Source organism: Desulfococcus sp. (assembly GCF_041737845.1).
In the GTDB taxonomy this organism is placed as follows: domain Bacteria; phylum Desulfobacterota; class Desulfobacteria; order Desulfobacterales; family Desulfococcaceae; genus Desulfococcus.
Map to the genome: position 1 here is coordinate 22,115 of NZ_JBGSQX010000031.1, position 16,250 is coordinate 38,364.

A 16,250-nucleotide genomic window follows, 5' to 3' on the forward strand; every position below is an offset into this window, starting at 1 on the left:
GGCTGGGCCGTGCCGGCCACAAGGAGACCCCCATGACCACAATGATACCGCGAAACATATCCTTTGAGATTCTCTCCACGGAGAAGATCGAAAAAATTCATGAGGCCAGCCTTCACCTCATCGAAAAGACGGGGATGAAAATCTCCGGGGAGCGGACTATCGCCCTTCTCCGTGAAAACGGCATCGTCCCGGATGCGGATGGACGGACCCGCATTCCCCGATCCATGGTGGACAACGCTCTAAAAACAGCCCCAAAGGAGCTTACGCTATACACCCGCGAGGGCGAACCGTGCATGGTCATCAACACGGGGAACCCCGTCTATTTCGGGACCCACGCCGACCAGTTGGAACTGGTGGATCCGTTCACCGGAAAAGCCCGGGAATTCATGAAAAAGGATACCGCGATGATGTGCAAACTCGCGGACGCCCTGCCGAATATCCATTTTGTTCTGTCGGTCGGCATGTCCAAGGACATCGCGCCCGAGGTTCAGACCCAGGTCAGCTTCCTGGAGACCGTCATGAACTTCAGCAAAACCATCAACTTCAGCACCAACGACATCGAATCCCTGCAGGAAGTCATCGACATGGCGGCAATTGTCGCCGGCGGTCACGACCGGCTCTCGGAAAAACCCTTTATTTTCAACTATTGCGAGCCGCTTCCGCCCCTGAATCATCCCGTCGAGAGCACCGAAAAGCTTTTCATCAGCGCCAAAAACCGGATTCCGGTCGTTTACATGCCCTACTGCATGATGGGCGGTACCGCGCCCATGAGCTTTGCCGGCACCCTCGCCCAGTGCAACGCCGAGGCCCTGGTCGGCCTGGTAATCACCCAACTGGTCAGCGAAGGGGCGCCCTTCATTTACGGGGCCATGCCTTCCATCATGGATATGAAAACCACCATCGGCAGCTACGGTGCCGTCGAGTTCCACCTGCTGATCGCCGCGGCATCCGAGATCGTCAGCTATTACGGATTGCCCTTCTACGGCACCGCCGGATGCACCGACGCCAAGGTTCTGGATGAACAGGCGGCGGTTGAGGCGACCATGGAGATCTTCTCCACCATACTCAGCAAGGCCAACATCGTCCATGACGTGGGCGTGGCCGACCACTGCAACAGCGTCTGCCCCGAACTCGTGGTGCTGGCCGACGAAATCATCGAGATGCTCAAACATTACACCCAGGGCGTGGACGTGGATACCGAGACCCTGACGATGGATGTCATCGAGAAGGTGGGGCCCGGGGGGCAATACCTGAACGAACCGCATACCATGCGGAATTTCAAAAAGGTCTTCTACCCCTCGCTGTTCAGCCGGAAAATGAAAAACCCCGAGGAGTCCGAGGTGCGCGGCAGGATCCGGGACAAGATTCGGAAAATCATGGAGACCCACCACGTCCCGAAGCTCGACGATGCGGTCTTGAAAGAGCTGCACAAATGGTATGCCAAGTATGAGGCGAACTGATCGCTTCCAAAAAAAATCGGGCATTCTCCGCGCCGCCGTCGATCTGCAGATCCGGCGGCCGGAAAGCCCCGATAAATAACAACCGTCATGATGGGGGAAGCGTGCATTATCAAACACTGAAACAGATTGACGAAGCGTCCCTGAACATACTGGAAACGGTCGGCATCCGGCTTCACCACCCGGATATACGCCAACTGGTTCAGGAAAACGGAATTCAGGTTGTTGGGGAGACGGCATTTTTCAAACCGCATCAGGTGATCCGCTGGGTCGCCTGCGCCCCCGCTCGATTCACCCTGCATGCCCGAAATCCGGTGCACGATATGGCCCTCGGTGGAGATGTCGTCCATTACGGCGCCGGATACGGATGCCCCGCCATCCTGGCCGCTGACGGTATCCTGAGACCGGCACTTTTTGAGGATTACCTCACATTTGTCAAACTCGTTCATCAAAGCCCGCTTTTTCACTTGAACGGCGGGGTTATCGTTCAACCCACCGACCTGCCCCCCCAACAGAGCGCCCTTGCCATGATATCCGCCGCCATTTGCCATTCCGACAAATGCCTTTTAGGCATTCCCGGAGATGAGGATACCGTGCGGGAAATCATGATGCTTGTCGGCACGGTATTCGGTGGCCTGGACACCTTACGCCGGACACCGAGAATCATCACCCTGGTCAATACCACCAGTCCGCTGCAGATCGACCGCATTGCCCTCGGCACGATCCGGGCCTGCGCTGAACACGGCCAGCCGGTGATCATATCCCCCGGCCCCATGGCGGGCGCCACAGGCCCCATTACCCTCTCGGGCAACATTGCCCTGGGCCACGCCGAAGCCCTGGCCGGTATCGCCATCGCTCAGATGATCACGCCGGGAACCCCCGTGATATACGGCCTTCAGGCCACCATCTCGGACATGAAAACCGGCAAGGTATCCATCGGTTCGCCCGGCTTTGCCGTGCAGGCGGCCTGGGGGGCTAGGCTGGCAAAGATGTATCATCTCCCCTGCCGCGGCGGAGGGGCAGGCACCGACGCCGCGGCTATTTCGGTTCAGGGCGGCTATGAAAGCATGATGGCCATGATGGTATCCTGCCGGGAAAAGATCAATCTCATCCTTCACGGCGCAGGCATCCTGAAAGGTTACGGCGCCATGTCCTACGAGAAGTTTTTCGTCGATACCGAGATCATCCGCATGATCGAGTACCTTATCGCGGACCTCGATACGTCCGCGGATGCCCTGGCGTTGGACGTCATCAGGGAGGTGGGGCCGGGCGGCCAGTACCTGACGCACATGCACACCATGAAAAATTGTCGCCGTGTGCCCTGGCTGCCGGAGATCGGGGTAGAAGGGCTACCCAGGGAAGGCACTACCCATGGGGCAGAGCTGCCCCATATTGCCGGGAAAAAACAGAAGATGCTGGCTGAATACCGGCGGCCAAGGCTCGAAGAGAGTGCCGAAAGGGCGCTTCTAGATTATCTCGGCAAAATCGGCCTGGACCTTCCCCGGTTGATCCCTGCATAAAGTCCCGCGTCGGATAACGGGGGATTTGCCGCTTCGTGAATCAATCTATTTGAGGAGATAAGGTTATGGAGTTTATGGATCTGTTAATGGAATTGTGGGATATTCTGGTTACAGCTATCCTGAGAGGCGGCATGTATTCCCTGATGGCCATCGGGCTGACGCTGGTCTTCGGGGTGATGAATATCGGAAATTTTGCCCACGGCGAACTCTACATGCTTGGCGCCTACTTCGCATATTTCGCATACACAGCGGGGCACATGGGCCCGATTCCGAGCATCCTGCTCGCCGGGGTGCTGACGTTTATCGTAGGCATCATCCTGGAAAAAAGCGTTTTCTATCCGCTCAGGAAACGGACCAAGGACCAGTGGCTGATGAACTCCTTCCTGGTGACCCTGGGGCTCTCCATCATCCTTCAGAATACGGTCAAACTGTCCTGGGGCAGCACCTACCACGGCATCACCCAATACTGGGACGGCAGGGTCGACTGGCTCTCCAGCATGTCCATCTCGATGGATCGGGTCGTGGGATTCCTGATTGCCGTCGCCACCATTGCCGTTTTTGTCGTTTTTCTGAACAAAACCCGCGTGGGGCGGGCGATCCGCGCCGTATCCCAGGACGAGACAGGGGCCGGCCTGGTGGGCATTAAGCTCAATTTCATCCAGACACTCACTTTCGGCCTGAGCGCCATGCTGGCGGGCATCGCGGGGGCTGCCTTGCTGTCGATCAACCCGGCCTATCCTGCCATGGGGCTCCAGCCCCTCTACAAATCCTGGTTTGTGGTGATTCTGGTAGGCATGGGCAACGTCGGTGCCAGCATCATCGGGGGACTCATCGTGGGACTCCTTGAGACCGTCACCACTTCCTATTTCGGTGGCGGTTGGCAGGATGTCTTCAGCCTTTCGGTGATCATCCTGATTCTTTTGTTTAAACCCAACGGCCTGTTCGGCAAAAAGGGCGTGAAAAGTGCTGTGGAATAACCGCGGAAGGGAGAGAAACTGATGAAAATTGCAAATACCTCATGGCGAAATAATATGAACCGCCTTTCGTCCGTCGGCATCAGTCCGATGGGACTCGGCCTTCTGGCTGTCCTCTCGCTGACGCCAGTCTTTGTCAAGGATGAATTCCTTCTGCGACTGATGATCTCCGCAATGATGTTCAGCGGGCTGGCAATGGCTTTCGATTTCACCGGCGGATTCATCAATATCGTCAACTTCGGGTTCGCCGCGTTCTGGGGCATGGGCGCCTATGTTTCCGGACTGCTCCTGGTGAATTTCGGGTGGTCTCCCCTGGCGACGATTCCGGCGGGCACGATCCTGTCCGGGATACTCGGTTTCGGCCTGGGACTTCTCACCATCCGCCTGGGCGGCATCTTTGCCTCGTGTATGACCTGGTTCGTGGCGCTGGCCATGCTGTCCTCAGCCGGAAATCTGGCAGACCTGACGGGTGGGCATGCGGGCATGACCGTTCCGCTCCTTTTCGATACGGTTCAGAACTGGCCCTACTTCTATGTCATTCTGGGGCTCATTATCGGGATTTATCTCCTATTGAACTGGATCATCAAGTCCAGAGTCGGCATGGCGTTCCGCGCCATCGGTCAGGATATCGACGCGGCCGCCTCCTCGGGGGTGGACCCTGTAAAATACAAGGTGTTCAACTTCACTATCTCCTGCGCCATCGCCGGACTTCTGGGGGGATTCTACGCTCACTTCATCGGCATCCTCACGCCCCAGGTCATGCATACCAGCCACACGGTGGAGATTTTGGCCATTGCCTACATCGGCGGTCGGGGAAGCATCTGGGGACCGGCCGTCTGTGCCCTCTTCATGGTTCCCGCCATGGAATTCCTGAAGGATCTCATGGAATTTCGCCTGATCCTGTATGGCGCGCTGATGATACTCGTCATGATCTATTACCCCAAAGGTTTGGTGGGGGTTTGGGAAACCCTGGTCGGATATTTCAGACAGAAAACAGGAAAGGAGGCATCGCAGCAAGGATAATCGCGACCATCATTGGCTGACAACATTTGTGGCTTAAAACATTCAGAAAAAAGAATAAGGAGAATCGCATGACTTCAACAGCCCGTAATCCATTGATTCTGGGACTTTCAGCACTTCTGGTGCTGTGGGTTTCCTTTTTCGGCATCACCGGCGCCATGGCGGAAGAAAAAACCGTGAAAGTCGGCTCCATCGCCCCGTTAACCGGCCCTGCATCCAGAGTCGGAGAGGAATTCAAGAACGCCATTACCATGGCTTTTGACGAAATCGGCTGGAAAATCGGTGATACCAAAATTGAAATCGTCTGGATCGATTCAGAGTCCGACGCCGAAAAGGCGGCCAAGGCCTATGAAAGAGCCATCGTAAAAGATGGGATCGACGTGGGATATAACACATGGCACAGCTGGGTCTCCGTTTCCTGCATGGAGGTGGCGGCCAAATACAAGATGCCTCATTTTTTCAGCTTCGGCGCGGGGAAACTGATCAATGACAACTACAAGAAAGACCCTGAAAAATACAAATACTGGGTCGGCAAGACCTGGCCCCTGGCCGAGAAGCTGAGCATCGGCTATATCAAGGCGTTGGATGACGCCATCGCCAAAGGCATCTGGACGCCCAAAAGCAAAAAAGTGGCCGTCTACGGAGTGGACAACGACTGGGGGCGCAACTTTGGGGCCGCCGTAAAAAAGCAGTTTGAAGATGGTGGATGGGAAGTGGTCATCGAAGAGTACGCACAGCTGGGCGAAACCGAGTTTTACCCCCTTCTTTCAAAGATCAAGCGCGGAAAAGTCGCCGTGGCCGTCGGATCCATGTCCGATCCCCCGTCGGTTTCCGCTTTCATCAAACAGAGCCGGGAAGTGGGCGTGAAAAGCATGATCATCTCGGACGGTCTGGGCTGGGTCGGCGAATGGTACAACTTGACCGGCGATGCCTCCGACTATGTCCTCGACCAGATTCCCCAATGGAACACGCCCAAGGCGATCCAGTTCAGGGATCAGTTCAAAGCGAAATATGGGTTTGAGCCGGGCGCGTCCTCGGGCGGCCTTTGTTACGATACCGCCCGTTTTTTCATCAAGGTCCTCAAGACCACCCAGGAAAAATACGGCGAATTGACCCGGGAAAACCTGGTCAAGTGCGCCGAGGAGCTGGTCATGACCGGAAAATTGACCTTTACCGACGGTATTATGATCGAGGAATACAAGTACACCCCGGAAACCTTTCCGGACCCTGTCGTCGGCAAAGGCGCCTACATCTTCCCGGTCATTCAGTATTTTAAAGGTAACGCCAATATCGTCTGGCCCGATGAATGGAAAAAAGCCGACATTCAGATTCCCGACAACCTGAAGTAGTTCCTATGAGACCGGCGGTGCGGATGTTTTCCCGCACCGCCCCTTTCGTGAGAAAACGCAAATTGAAAGGCGGTGAGGAACATGATTTTAGAAACCCAGGGATTATGCAAGTTTTTCGGCGGGCTGAAGGCGGTAAACGATGTTTCGATGACCATTCAAAAAGGTCAGATTTTTGGTCTGATCGGACCCAACGGCGCGGGAAAAACCACCTTGCAGAATTGTATTGCCGGCCTTTATCCACCGACCCGGGGCAAGGTTTTTTTCAAGGGAAAAGAGATCACGGGATTCAAATCCCACAAATGCTGCCACCAGGGCATCGCCCGCACCTATCAGATCGTCCGCTCTTTTTCCCGGATGAGCGTCCTGGAGAACGTCATGGTGGGTGCTCTGTTCGGCGGCGGTGAAAACGGTCAACGTCCGGAAAAAAAAGCAGCGGAAATGCTCGATTTCGTCGAATTCCCCCTGGCCCACGACATCCCCGCAGGCAATCTGAACACCATGCAACTCAAACGGGTCGAGTTGGCCCGGTCGCTGGCCACCCATTGTGATTTTCTGCTCCTGGACGAGGTCGCCGCCGGCCTGACCCCCGTCGAACTGGACGACATCACCCAACTCATTTTTAGAATCCGGGACAGGGGAATCACCATCCTGATTGTGGAACACCTGATGAAGCTCATCATGAGCGTATGCGATCAGATAGCCGTACTCAATTTCGGCGAGAAAATCGCCGACGGAACCCCCAAGGAGGTCACCAGCGACAGCGCGGTCAGGAAGGCATATCTGGGCGCGGAAACCAGGCTCCGCTGCTGAACCCTTTATTCGGTGCCCCGGGGTGATGCCGAAACCAAAAGGAGAATAATTGTGTTGAAAGTCAATCATATTAACGTTGCCTACGGCAACCTTCAGGTGGTTTGGGATGTCTCCCTTTCGATTTCCGAAGGGGAGGTCGTTGCCATTTTGGGCCCCAACGGCGCCGGCAAAACGACAACGCTGAAAAGCATCATCGGCCTCCTGCCGCCCAAAAGTGGAAGCGTCGAGTTCAAGGGGGAGGATATCACCGGCCGGCCGATCCACGAAATGACGACCCTCGGTGTTGCCTTCGTGCCGGAAGAGCGCAACCTCTTCACGGCCATGACCGTTCATGAAAACCTGCTCATGGGGGCCTACACCATCCGGGACAAACAGAAGATCCGGCGGAACCTCGAATATGTCTACAGCCTTTTTCCACGCCTCGAAGAGCGCAGACCCCAATATGCCGGCACCATGAGCGGTGGGGAGCGGCAGATGCTCGCCATTGCCCGGGGCTTGATGGCCAATCCTCGGCTGGTGCTGCTCGACGAGCCCTCGATGGGGCTTTCCCCTGAAAACGTGATCGTCGTTTTTGAAACCATCGAAAAACTGAGATCTGAAAATGTCACCGTCATCATTGTGGAGCAGAATGTGGACACCACCCTACGATTTTCCGACCGCGCCTATGTGATGGAGCAGGGAAGAATCGCCATGCACGACACCAGCGAAAACCTTTTGAAGGATGACCATGTCTGCAAAATGTACCTTGGCGTATAGGCCTGCCCCAATTAAATTGTTATCAGGCAGCCGTCATTTTTCGAGATATTCCAATCACAAGGAGTCGGTTTGAAAGATAATACACAAAAAATTCATGCGTTGGCGGTCCGGATTCTCGAGGAGGCCGGCATCCGGCTCCATCACCCTGATATTCTGGACATGGTCAGAGATAACGGCGTCCGCGTCGAAGAAAGCACCGCTTTCTTCAGGCCGGACCAGGTCATGGACTGGGTGAAGAAAGCCCCTGCATCTTTCACGCTGTACGCTCGAAATCCGGTGCATGACATGGTGATCGGCGGCGATCGCGTGTCCTGCGCGCCGGGCTACGGCTGCGCGGCCATCTATGACGCTTCGGGCAACACCCGGGATGCCTGCCTCGCGGACTACATCGAACTGGCCAAACTGGTCCATCAAAGCCCCCACTTCCATATCAACGGCGGCATCCTGGCGCAGCCGTCGGACGTTCCGGCGGACCAGAGTCACCTGATCATGCTTTACGCCGCCATCACCCATTCCGATAAATGTCTGATGGGAATCCCCGGCAGTTCCAGACAGATGCAGGATATCATGGAGATGGCCGCCATTCTCTTCGGGGGGGAATCGGCGCTCAGGGAAAAACCCCGGATCCTCACCATGATCAGCACCATCAGCCCGCTGCAGATGGACGACATGGCCCTCAGCTCCATCCTGGCGGCGGCCCGGTACGGCCAGCCCCTGATCATCTCCCCGGCCCCTGCCGCCGGTACCACCGGCCCCATCGACCTGGCATCCAACATCGCCCTTGCCACGGCTGAAGCCCTGGCGGGCATCGCCGTCGCCCAGATGATCCGGCCGGGGCTTCCGGTGATCTTCGGCCTGCAGTGCTACGGGGCGGACCTGCGCACCGGCAACATTTCCATCGGATCACCGGCCTATGCCCTCCAGGCCAAATACTGCGCTGCCCTGGCTAGGATGTACGGCATCCCCTGCCGATGCGGCGGAACGACCAACGATGCCAAGGCCGTCTCTCCCCAGAGCGGGTACGAAAGCATGCTTTCCATGCTGACCGCATGGCAGAACCGGGTCAACCTGATCGTTCACAGCGCGGGGATTCTGGACAGTTTTTCCGGCATGTCCTATGAACAGTTCATCGTGGACCTGGAGATTATCGACATGATCCGCTACTACGAGGATGATATAGAGGTTGGTGAAAAGACCCTCAACTTCGATCTGATCCGGGAGGTGGGGCCGGGCGGGCAATTCCTGACCACCGCGGACACCATGCGGAAATGTCGCACCCATTCGTGGAGCCCGGAGGTCAGCCTGCGGGGAAACCTCGGCGGACGGGATCCCCACGAGGCGTTCCTGGCCAATATCACGCGGAAACGACAACGGATGATAGCGGACTACAAACGCCCCGTCCTTCCCGAAAATGTCAAAACCCGGCTTCTGGATTTCCTCGCGGCGCGGGGCGTCGACCGGGAAATCCTGAACCGGATCTGTCCGTAATTTATAGATCAACATTTAGAAATTCATCATCCATCAGGATCCAAAGGAGACAATACGATGCATCAGAACCGAGATTTCGGCATCAACTATATGCGCACCCGAAAAAACCATACCTGCTACGGCATGGGCATCGGCATCATGGTCCTGGACGACGCATACCCCGGGTTTCCGGGCGACGTCCGAAATGCCTCTGCCTGGGGCTTTCCCATCCAGTATGAGATCGCCGAGGGCGTCGACAACCACACCCTGGTCTGGGAAGAGGACAAGACACCCTGCCGGGAGCCGATCCTCCGGGCTGCAAAAAAACTGGAGCGGATGGGCTGCCGGGCGATTGCGGCCGAGTGCGGCTATTTCGCCTATTTCCAGAAGGATGTCGCCGGTTATGTCGACGTGCCGGTCTTCATGTCGAGCCTCCTTCAGGTGCCGTTCATCCAGCAGGTGATCGGCCCCAGGAAAACCGTGGGGATCGTCTGCGCCCAGAAGCGCTTCCTGACCGACACCCACCTGAAAAACGCGGGGATCGATCCCACGGGCAATATCGTCATCGCCGGGGCCCAGGACGAATACGGGTGCCCCCAGTTCGATACCTTGTGGGACCACGAGAAGCGGCCTGAGGTCCCCGAAAGCTTTTACGATCAATCGGAGAAAGACATGGTCCGCATCTGCCGGGACTTCTGCAGGGCCCACCCCGGCATCGGCGCCATCATGCTCGAATGCACGGGAATGCAGCCCTTTGCCCGGGCCGTTCAGCGCGAGGTGGACCTGCCGGTCTTCAGTTGGGGCACCCTCCTCGACTATGCCTATTCCGTGGTGGCCCACCGGGACTATTACGGGCACGTGTGATGCCTCGCTTCAACCCTTCCGGTACATGGAGGCGGTGCTGTTCGACCTGACGGGCACCGGCGCACGCCGCGTCACGGATCCAGCGACCGGATTCAAGATGCTGATGGCCTGAGAGGAGAATGTCTGTTGCATCAAATGAAATTACAGATAACTATCGCAATTCATCCCTTTTTTGGATGAAGGCTGATTTTTTAGAAAAAAAACAAGGAGACCACCATGATCATCATCGGAGAACTGATCAACGCCAGCCGTAAGGCCATCGGCGCGGCCATCGAGGCCCGGGACGCCGCGGCCATCCAGAAGACGGCCCGGGATCAAGACGCCGCCGGCGCCGACTTCATCGACGTCAACGCCGGCATCTTCGTGGGAAAGGAGCCCGAATACCTGAAATGGCTCGTTGAGACCGTCCAGGCCGTGAGCGACAAGCCCTGCGCCATCGACAGCCCCGACCCCAAGGCCATCGAAACGGCCCTGGCCGTCCACCGGGGCACCCCCATGATCAACTCCATCTCCCTCGAGAAGGACCGCTACGACAACCTCATGCCCATCATCGCCGGCACCGACCTCAAGGTCATCGCCCTCTGCATGAGCGACGAAGGAATGCCCGAGACCGTCGACGACCGCATGAAAATCGCCGACAAGCTCGTGGGCGGCCTTTTGCAGAACAACGTCAAGATGGAGAACATCTACGTCGACCCCCTGGTCCAGCCCATGTCCGTCAACAACACCTTCGGCGTGGAGTTCGTCAACACCATCGAGAAGATCGTCACCACCTTCCCGGGCATCCATACCGCCTGCGGCCTCTCCAACATCTCTTACGGCCTGCCGGCCCGGAAATTCCTCAACCAGACCTTCATGGTCATGGCCATCGCCAAGGGCCTCGACGGCGCCATCATGAACCCCCTGGACAGGAAGATGATGGCCAACATCATCGCCGCCGAAGCCCTGGCCGGCAAGGACAACTTCTGCATGAACTACCTCAAGGCCTTCCGTGCCGGGATGTTCGATGTCTGAGAAAAGACACCGAACCCCAGTCGGCCCAAAAGCCCGCACCGATAAGAGGCGGCTTTTTTTATACCTTGCACGGCCATCAGCTGCGATTTTCCTTAACTCCCTCTCTCAGCGTGAGGTGGAAACCGGCCCCATCTAGCCCCCGGCGCCCCCCCGGGAGTTCATAATTCATCCCGGGGAAAACCAAATGATTGACGAGCCCAAGATATCGCGGTTGAATCGACCCGGTTTCAAGGCTTCCCGGATATCCAATCTGCGCACGCGATCATGCCTCGATAAGCAGATTGGGTTCATGGGCGGCCGCCAGATCCTCATGGATCTGATCGTCCAACTGGGTATCCGGTGAAACGTCCATGGTTTGAATCTCCCGGCCTGTTGCCCTTGGCCTTCGCGGTTCGAGCCTTGCCTCACTGCCTCGCTGCAGGCGGATGGTCTGAATCGGCTCCGGCATGTCGACACGGGCCTCGTCCAACGCCATTTTTATCCGGCGAATGGCTTCACTTCTGACCTTTCCAAAGTCGGCCTTCCGCTGGTCTACCCATCCGAAAAAACGAATCAGCACATTATAGTCGCCAAGTTCCTCTACAAGCATAAACGGGGCAGGTTCCGCCATCACCCCTTCCGTTGTCCGCAAGGCGCTGCAACCCAGGGCCTGCACATCCACCAGGTCCTCATTTACCCCCACGCCCACCCCGAAATCAAACCGGCGGCGGGGGTTGATGCTGTAGTTGGAAATAAAGCTTTTGAAAACCGCCGCGTTGGGGATTCTCACATGATTGCCTTCCAGCGTCATCAAAATCAGCTCGCTGGAAGTAAGGCGAATCACCCGGCCTTCATGCGATTCGATCCGTACCAGGTCATTCAGATCAAAAGGCCGCCGGATACTCAGCAGCAGTCCTGCCAGGTAATTTTCGACAATATCCTTAAAGGCAAAACCAATGGCAAACCCCAGCACTCCCGCGGTCCCGAGCAGGGCTCCGACCAGTGCCGTTATGTCGAGTATATCCAGGGCAAGCACCACGCCAAGCAGGAAAATCCCCTTGCGCAGAAGTTGACGAATCAGGTTCCGCAGGAGCCGATTCAACCCCAACCTTTTGTAAGGCAGTTCCCATCGTGTCGCAACGCGTGAAATTATCCAGAATATAAGAATTACTCCCAGGGCCACCCCGATGATCGGCAGCTTCTGCATGGCATTGACCAGATACTGCCTTACCCTGTCAAGTGCCGGTTTGACGCGTGCCTCGACGTCGGTTTCCACTTGGATCTGGTTGTCCACGTAAACAACACCCTCAAACCGGGAGACCATCTTCGTGACGTTTTCGGAAGCTTCCATTCGGGGCGTTTTCCCGGAAAGGCGCACGACACCCTCCCTGACATCGATCTTCACGTTCTGAAAATCATCAATGGTACCGATTACCGAACCGATGCGTTTTTCAATAGCCGAATCAGATGGCGCTTTAAGGGGCAGGTCTGAGGGCTTTGCAGCATTTTCAGTCTCATTCGCAGAGAAAACCACGGGCGGACAGGCCCAAAGCAACATCAGAATCAAGCCATACGCCGCCCATCGCTTGCCACGGTTGATTTTCCCGGCAATAGAACCCAACCAATTGATTTCTCCTTTAGATTTCATCGTAATTCTCCAACTGGAACTATTTTTGCTGATAGGAATGATGAGCCCGTAAGAATTTTCAAATGGGAGGACAGCATAGGAAATTCCGGGTCAAGTACGCGCCAATATTGCGGTCCTGACGAGAACTCAGAAGACGTCTCCGCGGGTATTCTTGCCGCCGTCCTCTGGATTTTCGGGAAGCCGTCAAGAATAGGATCATGGCTTCAAGATGATTCATACGGGTTCCATATCAAGGGCTTTTACGGCCGCTTCATATCGTTTTTCAAGATCCTTGCGGTCGTCATCCGCTGACAGCTTCTCTCTGCACCCATGGGCGATCATGGCGGCATGGCGCAAGAGTACGGCACGGTCTTCTTCTCTATGGGTCTGACCCGCGACAGTGGCGATGCTTTCCAACAGATGAATCGACACCGCCGCAATGGATTGGGAATTCTGCCGAATCATGTTAAAAGCTGCATCCACCATTCCCTCGAACATAAAAAGCTTGCAGATGACCCGCAGTCTGTTTCGCTCGTCGTAACGGTGGGAGGAGGGCATTTTTCGGTTGGCCAGTTGGCAGAGAATGTCCCCCAGCCAATCAATGCAGGTAATGGCGGTAATCGGATCATTGATGCCGGGTGAGAGCGCACGAACGGCGATTTCGACCAGTTGACTGATAGCAAATTCGACATCCTGCTCCAGCGTCCGTTCCGGTCCCACAATGAAAATGGCGTTGATTCTTTTTGAAAACTTCTCATCGACCCTTTCTCCGGGCCAAACGGTCACCAGGACGCTGCCCCGGGTGATAAAGTTGCCTGGACGGTATCCAAGGTGGATGAGGAGGTTCTCTTCGACAGCAATCCGCATCAGGGCATCGTAGTCCGCGGCTTGGAGATACCCGCTTCTCTCGGCCTTGACCTGGCAGACCTCACGGTCGCATGTCGTTGGGATATCATAGTCTCGTTTTATGGAGCCGCTGGATAGGTTTTTCCCTTGGCCAAGCTTTTCCGGGAAAATTCGATCCACGGCATGGTCTAAATCGCGACGAACCCGGGCAATGATGTTTTGCGCCTGAATCGATTCCGAAACATTATGGATAAAATAAATCAGAACCCCCAGGCTCAAGACCGACATCACAACGGCAATTGTAACGGAAAGGGACGGGACAAACGTCGCTTCTTCGGCAGCATTGACGGTGCGAAGCACTAGAACGCCATACATGAAGGTCGCCACAAAAGTGCCCAGCACCATCTGATTCGCCTTGACATTCATGAAATTTCTAATCAGACGGGGACCAAACTGCGAAGATGCCAGCGAGAGCACGACAATGGTAATCGAGAAAACAACACCGGCAACAGTGATCATGGATCCGGCAATCACGGAAAGAACCGCGCGCGCGCCATCAGGCCCGCCGCTGTATATCCACAATGGTTTAGCGCTTTCTCGGTAGAGGAATACCTTATCGAGTGCAATGGTGATAAAGGAAAGCAAGATAGCCGCAACGCCCATAAGCGCGGGCAAAAACCAGAAGCCTGCTTGAAGGTGATACCAAAAATTTCGGATTTCTATTCGCATCGGTCCCCTTTCATCCGACTCGCCTTCGCACAGTGTATCGGGCGGTCGTGGTCGGATCGCTTAGAAAATCGCCCGCAACAAAACACAATAATTAATAAAATCTAATACAGCGCAAATCCTTTAACAAGTAAATCAATTCTGCATCCTTGAAGCGGCTCAGAAATGCCGCCGCCTGAAAATCCTCCGGCTTCGCATAGACGAATCCGTGGGTGTCCGTGATAATGCCGTGTGTCAATGCTGTGGTAAACCTTGACATGCTCCGCAACAGCGTTGTCCATTTCCAACAGCCCATTCTGAAGATATTCCGTATAGATGCTGGCCGTGCTGCCGATGTTGCGGCGGATATCCTTGAATTCAGCGTCCAGGTCGCCTTGGGGCTCGTGATGGTCCACGACGATGAGCTTGGGAATTTTCTTATCCGCAAGAGCCTTGACCAACCCGACCGCAGTCGCGCCCTGGGTATCCAGGAAAACAGCGCCCTGGTATTGTGCGAGATCCAATGTCTCCTCATATCGCAGCAGTTCAATCCCCAAAAGACGAACCAGGGCAACATTTTCCTGGTGACTGATTCGGCCGCAATAAACGATATCCGTTTCGATATCGAATCGGTCGCAGCAAACCTGATGCGAGAGGGCCGTAGAAATGGCATCGGGATCGGGAAAATCATGAAGCACGATGATGTGTTTTCCCCCCGGTGCTGCTCCAGCGTATCGATCAACTTCGATGTGGGATCTCCGGATCGCCGATTGTTCAGATGTTCGTTCTGATCGGTCATGGGTGCAAGTCTCCCTGCTTAAAGGATCATAAATCCTTTGAAATTTTTTCGAGGACTTCAGATATAGGATACCGATGTGACATTGCAAATGAAAATCTAAAAACGGTCTGAATTGAATGCGTGAAATATCGTATTCCGAGATAGAAACCCCTATAAACGCTAATCCGGTTCACAGATTAATTTCAGCCCCTCTCGACCTTTCAGGGCTGTCGGATTAAGCAATCCATCCGGGAAAGACACCTGTCAGGCCGTCGACCATGAACTGAACGGCAATGGCGATCAGAATCATCCCAAATACCCTTGAAATTAATCTCAACGGCATTTCGCCGGTCAGATTTTCGATGACGGGGCCGGTTATAAGGGTTAGGAAAAGAAAGGTCAGAACGCCTGCCAACGCAAGGGACAGCCCAAGAGAGGTCAACCATGAGGTGCTCTGGGAGCCGTATATGATCACCGTGGTGATGGCGCCAGGCCCGGCGATTATTGGTACGCCAATAGGAATAAACACCTGCTGGTAACGCCTGATGACCTCGCTGTTGATGTTCTCCCTCTTTTCGATATCACCGTCGTCATGGAACTGTACCGCCTCACCTTTAAGCATGCTGAAGCCAAACTGCAGCAGAATCAATCCTCCCCCGATTTTAAAGCTGGCAAGATCAATCTTGAGCTGATGCAGAATTTGACGCCCAAGCAGCAGAAATGTGAGCAGGATGATAACGCTTGTCAGTATAATCAAAGCAGCCAACCGCCACTGGAACCTTATCTCCCCGCCTTTTGAAGCCTCGACCCATAGTGGTATTTTTTCAACAGGGTTAACAATGGCAATCATTGCCGTCACAAAATTCAATATGAGATCCCAGTTGATATCCATATGCTGCCCCCCTTGATGATGATCCGAGCGCTTGGGCTAAACCCCTTTCCGAATTTCAGAACTCTTGACCCCCGGCATCTTCAGATGCAACAGCCGGTGCTTCAAAGTAGAGTCTAAGTTCTGTTCCCGGGAAGACATACTCAGTTTCGTTTACTCGTTCACACAATGTTCGCAGCAGGCGATTCGAACGGG

The 16,250-nt window shown here is 55.3% G+C and carries 14 protein-coding genes; 10 read left to right on the plus strand and 4 right to left on the minus strand.

The features are described 5' to 3' along the window. The first annotated feature begins 2 nt into the window (after nucleotides 1-2). The 10 genes from ACEW8N_RS03850 (at nucleotide 3) to ACEW8N_RS03895 (ending at nucleotide 11,231) form a co-directional block, all read left to right on the plus strand. Complete coding sequence (locus ACEW8N_RS03850; protein ID WP_373498494.1) at nucleotides 3-1,460, plus strand: trimethylamine methyltransferase family protein; 1,458 nt, start codon at nucleotides 3-5, stop codon at nucleotides 1,458-1,460. Nucleotides 1,461-1,561: 101 nt separating this feature from the next. Next, nucleotides 1,562-2,977, plus strand: coding sequence for a trimethylamine methyltransferase family protein (locus ACEW8N_RS03855; protein WP_373498481.1), 1,416 nt, complete (start codon nucleotides 1,562-1,564; stop codon nucleotides 2,975-2,977). A gap of 65 nt (nucleotides 2,978-3,042) precedes the next feature. Beyond that, the gene (locus ACEW8N_RS03860) at nucleotides 3,043-3,954 is read left to right on the plus strand and encodes a branched-chain amino acid ABC transporter permease (RefSeq protein WP_373498482.1); all 912 of its coding nucleotides are present in this window, start codon (nucleotides 3,043-3,045) and stop codon (nucleotides 3,952-3,954) included. A gap of 21 nt (nucleotides 3,955-3,975) precedes the next feature. Next, nucleotides 3,976-4,974, plus strand: coding sequence for a branched-chain amino acid ABC transporter permease (locus ACEW8N_RS03865; RefSeq protein ID WP_373498483.1), 999 nt, complete (start codon nucleotides 3,976-3,978; stop codon nucleotides 4,972-4,974). A 68-nt stretch (nucleotides 4,975-5,042) separates the two neighbouring features. After that, on the plus strand, nucleotides 5,043-6,320 hold the full coding sequence (locus ACEW8N_RS03870; RefSeq protein ID WP_373498484.1) for an ABC transporter substrate-binding protein: 1,278 nt from the start codon (nucleotides 5,043-5,045) through the stop codon (nucleotides 6,318-6,320). Between the two features lie 81 nt (nucleotides 6,321-6,401). Next, nucleotides 6,402-7,130, plus strand: coding sequence for an ABC transporter ATP-binding protein (locus ACEW8N_RS03875; protein WP_373498485.1), 729 nt, complete (start codon nucleotides 6,402-6,404; stop codon nucleotides 7,128-7,130). 51 nt (nucleotides 7,131-7,181) lie between these two features. Beyond that, the gene (locus ACEW8N_RS03880; RefSeq protein WP_373498486.1) at nucleotides 7,182-7,886 is read left to right on the plus strand and encodes an ABC transporter ATP-binding protein; all 705 of its coding nucleotides are present in this window, start codon (nucleotides 7,182-7,184) and stop codon (nucleotides 7,884-7,886) included. Nucleotides 7,887-7,955: 69 nt separating this feature from the next. Further along, entirely contained in the window at nucleotides 7,956-9,374 is a 1,419-nt protein-coding gene (locus ACEW8N_RS03885; RefSeq protein WP_373498487.1) for a trimethylamine methyltransferase family protein, read from the plus strand. Between the two features lie 57 nt (nucleotides 9,375-9,431). Next, nucleotides 9,432-10,217 carry an aspartate/glutamate racemase family protein gene (locus tag ACEW8N_RS03890; RefSeq protein WP_373498488.1) on the plus strand — a complete coding sequence of 262 codons (786 nt, stop codon included), beginning with the start codon at nucleotides 9,432-9,434 and terminating at the stop codon, nucleotides 10,215-10,217. Nucleotides 10,218-10,433: 216 nt separating this feature from the next. Next, nucleotides 10,434-11,231, plus strand: coding sequence for a methyltetrahydrofolate cobalamin methyltransferase (locus tag ACEW8N_RS03895; RefSeq protein ID WP_373498489.1), 798 nt, complete (start codon nucleotides 10,434-10,436; stop codon nucleotides 11,229-11,231). A gap of 262 nt (nucleotides 11,232-11,493) precedes the next feature. Here ACEW8N_RS03895 and ACEW8N_RS03900 read toward each other — a convergent pair whose 3' ends face one another. The 4 genes from ACEW8N_RS03900 to ACEW8N_RS03915 all read right to left on the minus strand — a co-directional run bounded on the left by ACEW8N_RS03900 (nucleotide 11,494) and on the right by ACEW8N_RS03915 (nucleotide 16,058). Then, on the minus strand, nucleotides 11,494-12,858 hold the full coding sequence (locus tag ACEW8N_RS03900) for a mechanosensitive ion channel domain-containing protein (protein ID WP_373498490.1): 1,365 nt from the start codon (nucleotides 12,856-12,858) through the stop codon (nucleotides 11,494-11,496). Between the two features lie 213 nt (nucleotides 12,859-13,071). After that, the gene (locus ACEW8N_RS03905) at nucleotides 13,072-14,412 is read right to left on the minus strand and encodes a DUF2254 domain-containing protein (RefSeq protein ID WP_373498491.1); all 1,341 of its coding nucleotides are present in this window, start codon (nucleotides 14,410-14,412) and stop codon (nucleotides 13,072-13,074) included. A gap of 101 nt (nucleotides 14,413-14,513) precedes the next feature. Continuing rightward, a complete protein-coding gene (locus ACEW8N_RS03910; RefSeq protein WP_373498492.1) occupies nucleotides 14,514-15,086 on the minus strand; it encodes a bifunctional oligoribonuclease/PAP phosphatase NrnA in 573 nt (190 codons plus the stop codon). A gap of 315 nt (nucleotides 15,087-15,401) precedes the next feature. Next, nucleotides 15,402-16,058, minus strand: coding sequence for a MarC family protein (locus ACEW8N_RS03915; protein ID WP_373498493.1), 657 nt, complete (start codon nucleotides 16,056-16,058; stop codon nucleotides 15,402-15,404). Between the last annotated feature and the right edge of the window lie 192 nt (nucleotides 16,059-16,250).

Excerpts from the sequence above, each read along its gene's own strand:
- ACEW8N_RS03860 (WP_373498482.1), top strand. The coding sequence starts at position 3,043 with ATGGAGTTTATGGATCTGTTAATGGAATTGTGGGATATTCTGGTTACA.
- ACEW8N_RS03865 (WP_373498483.1), top strand. The coding sequence starts at position 3,976 with ATGAAAATTGCAAATACCTCATGGCGAAATAATATGAACCGCCTTTCG.
- ACEW8N_RS03870 (WP_373498484.1), top strand. The coding sequence starts at position 5,043 with ATGACTTCAACAGCCCGTAATCCATTGATTCTGGGACTTTCAGCACTT.
- ACEW8N_RS03875 (WP_373498485.1), top strand. The coding sequence starts at position 6,402 with ATGATTTTAGAAACCCAGGGATTATGCAAGTTTTTCGGCGGGCTGAAG.
- ACEW8N_RS03890 (WP_373498488.1), top strand. The coding sequence starts at position 9,432 with ATGCATCAGAACCGAGATTTCGGCATCAACTATATGCGCACCCGAAAA.
- ACEW8N_RS03895 (WP_373498489.1), top strand. The coding sequence starts at position 10,434 with ATGATCATCATCGGAGAACTGATCAACGCCAGCCGTAAGGCCATCGGC.
- ACEW8N_RS03900 (WP_373498490.1), bottom strand. The coding sequence starts at position 12,858 with ATGAAATCTAAAGGAGAAATCAATTGGTTGGGTTCTATTGCCGGGAAA.
- ACEW8N_RS03905 (WP_373498491.1), bottom strand. The coding sequence starts at position 14,412 with ATGCGAATAGAAATCCGAAATTTTTGGTATCACCTTCAAGCAGGCTTC.
- ACEW8N_RS03915 (WP_373498493.1), bottom strand. The coding sequence starts at position 16,058 with ATGGATATCAACTGGGATCTCATATTGAATTTTGTGACGGCAATGATT.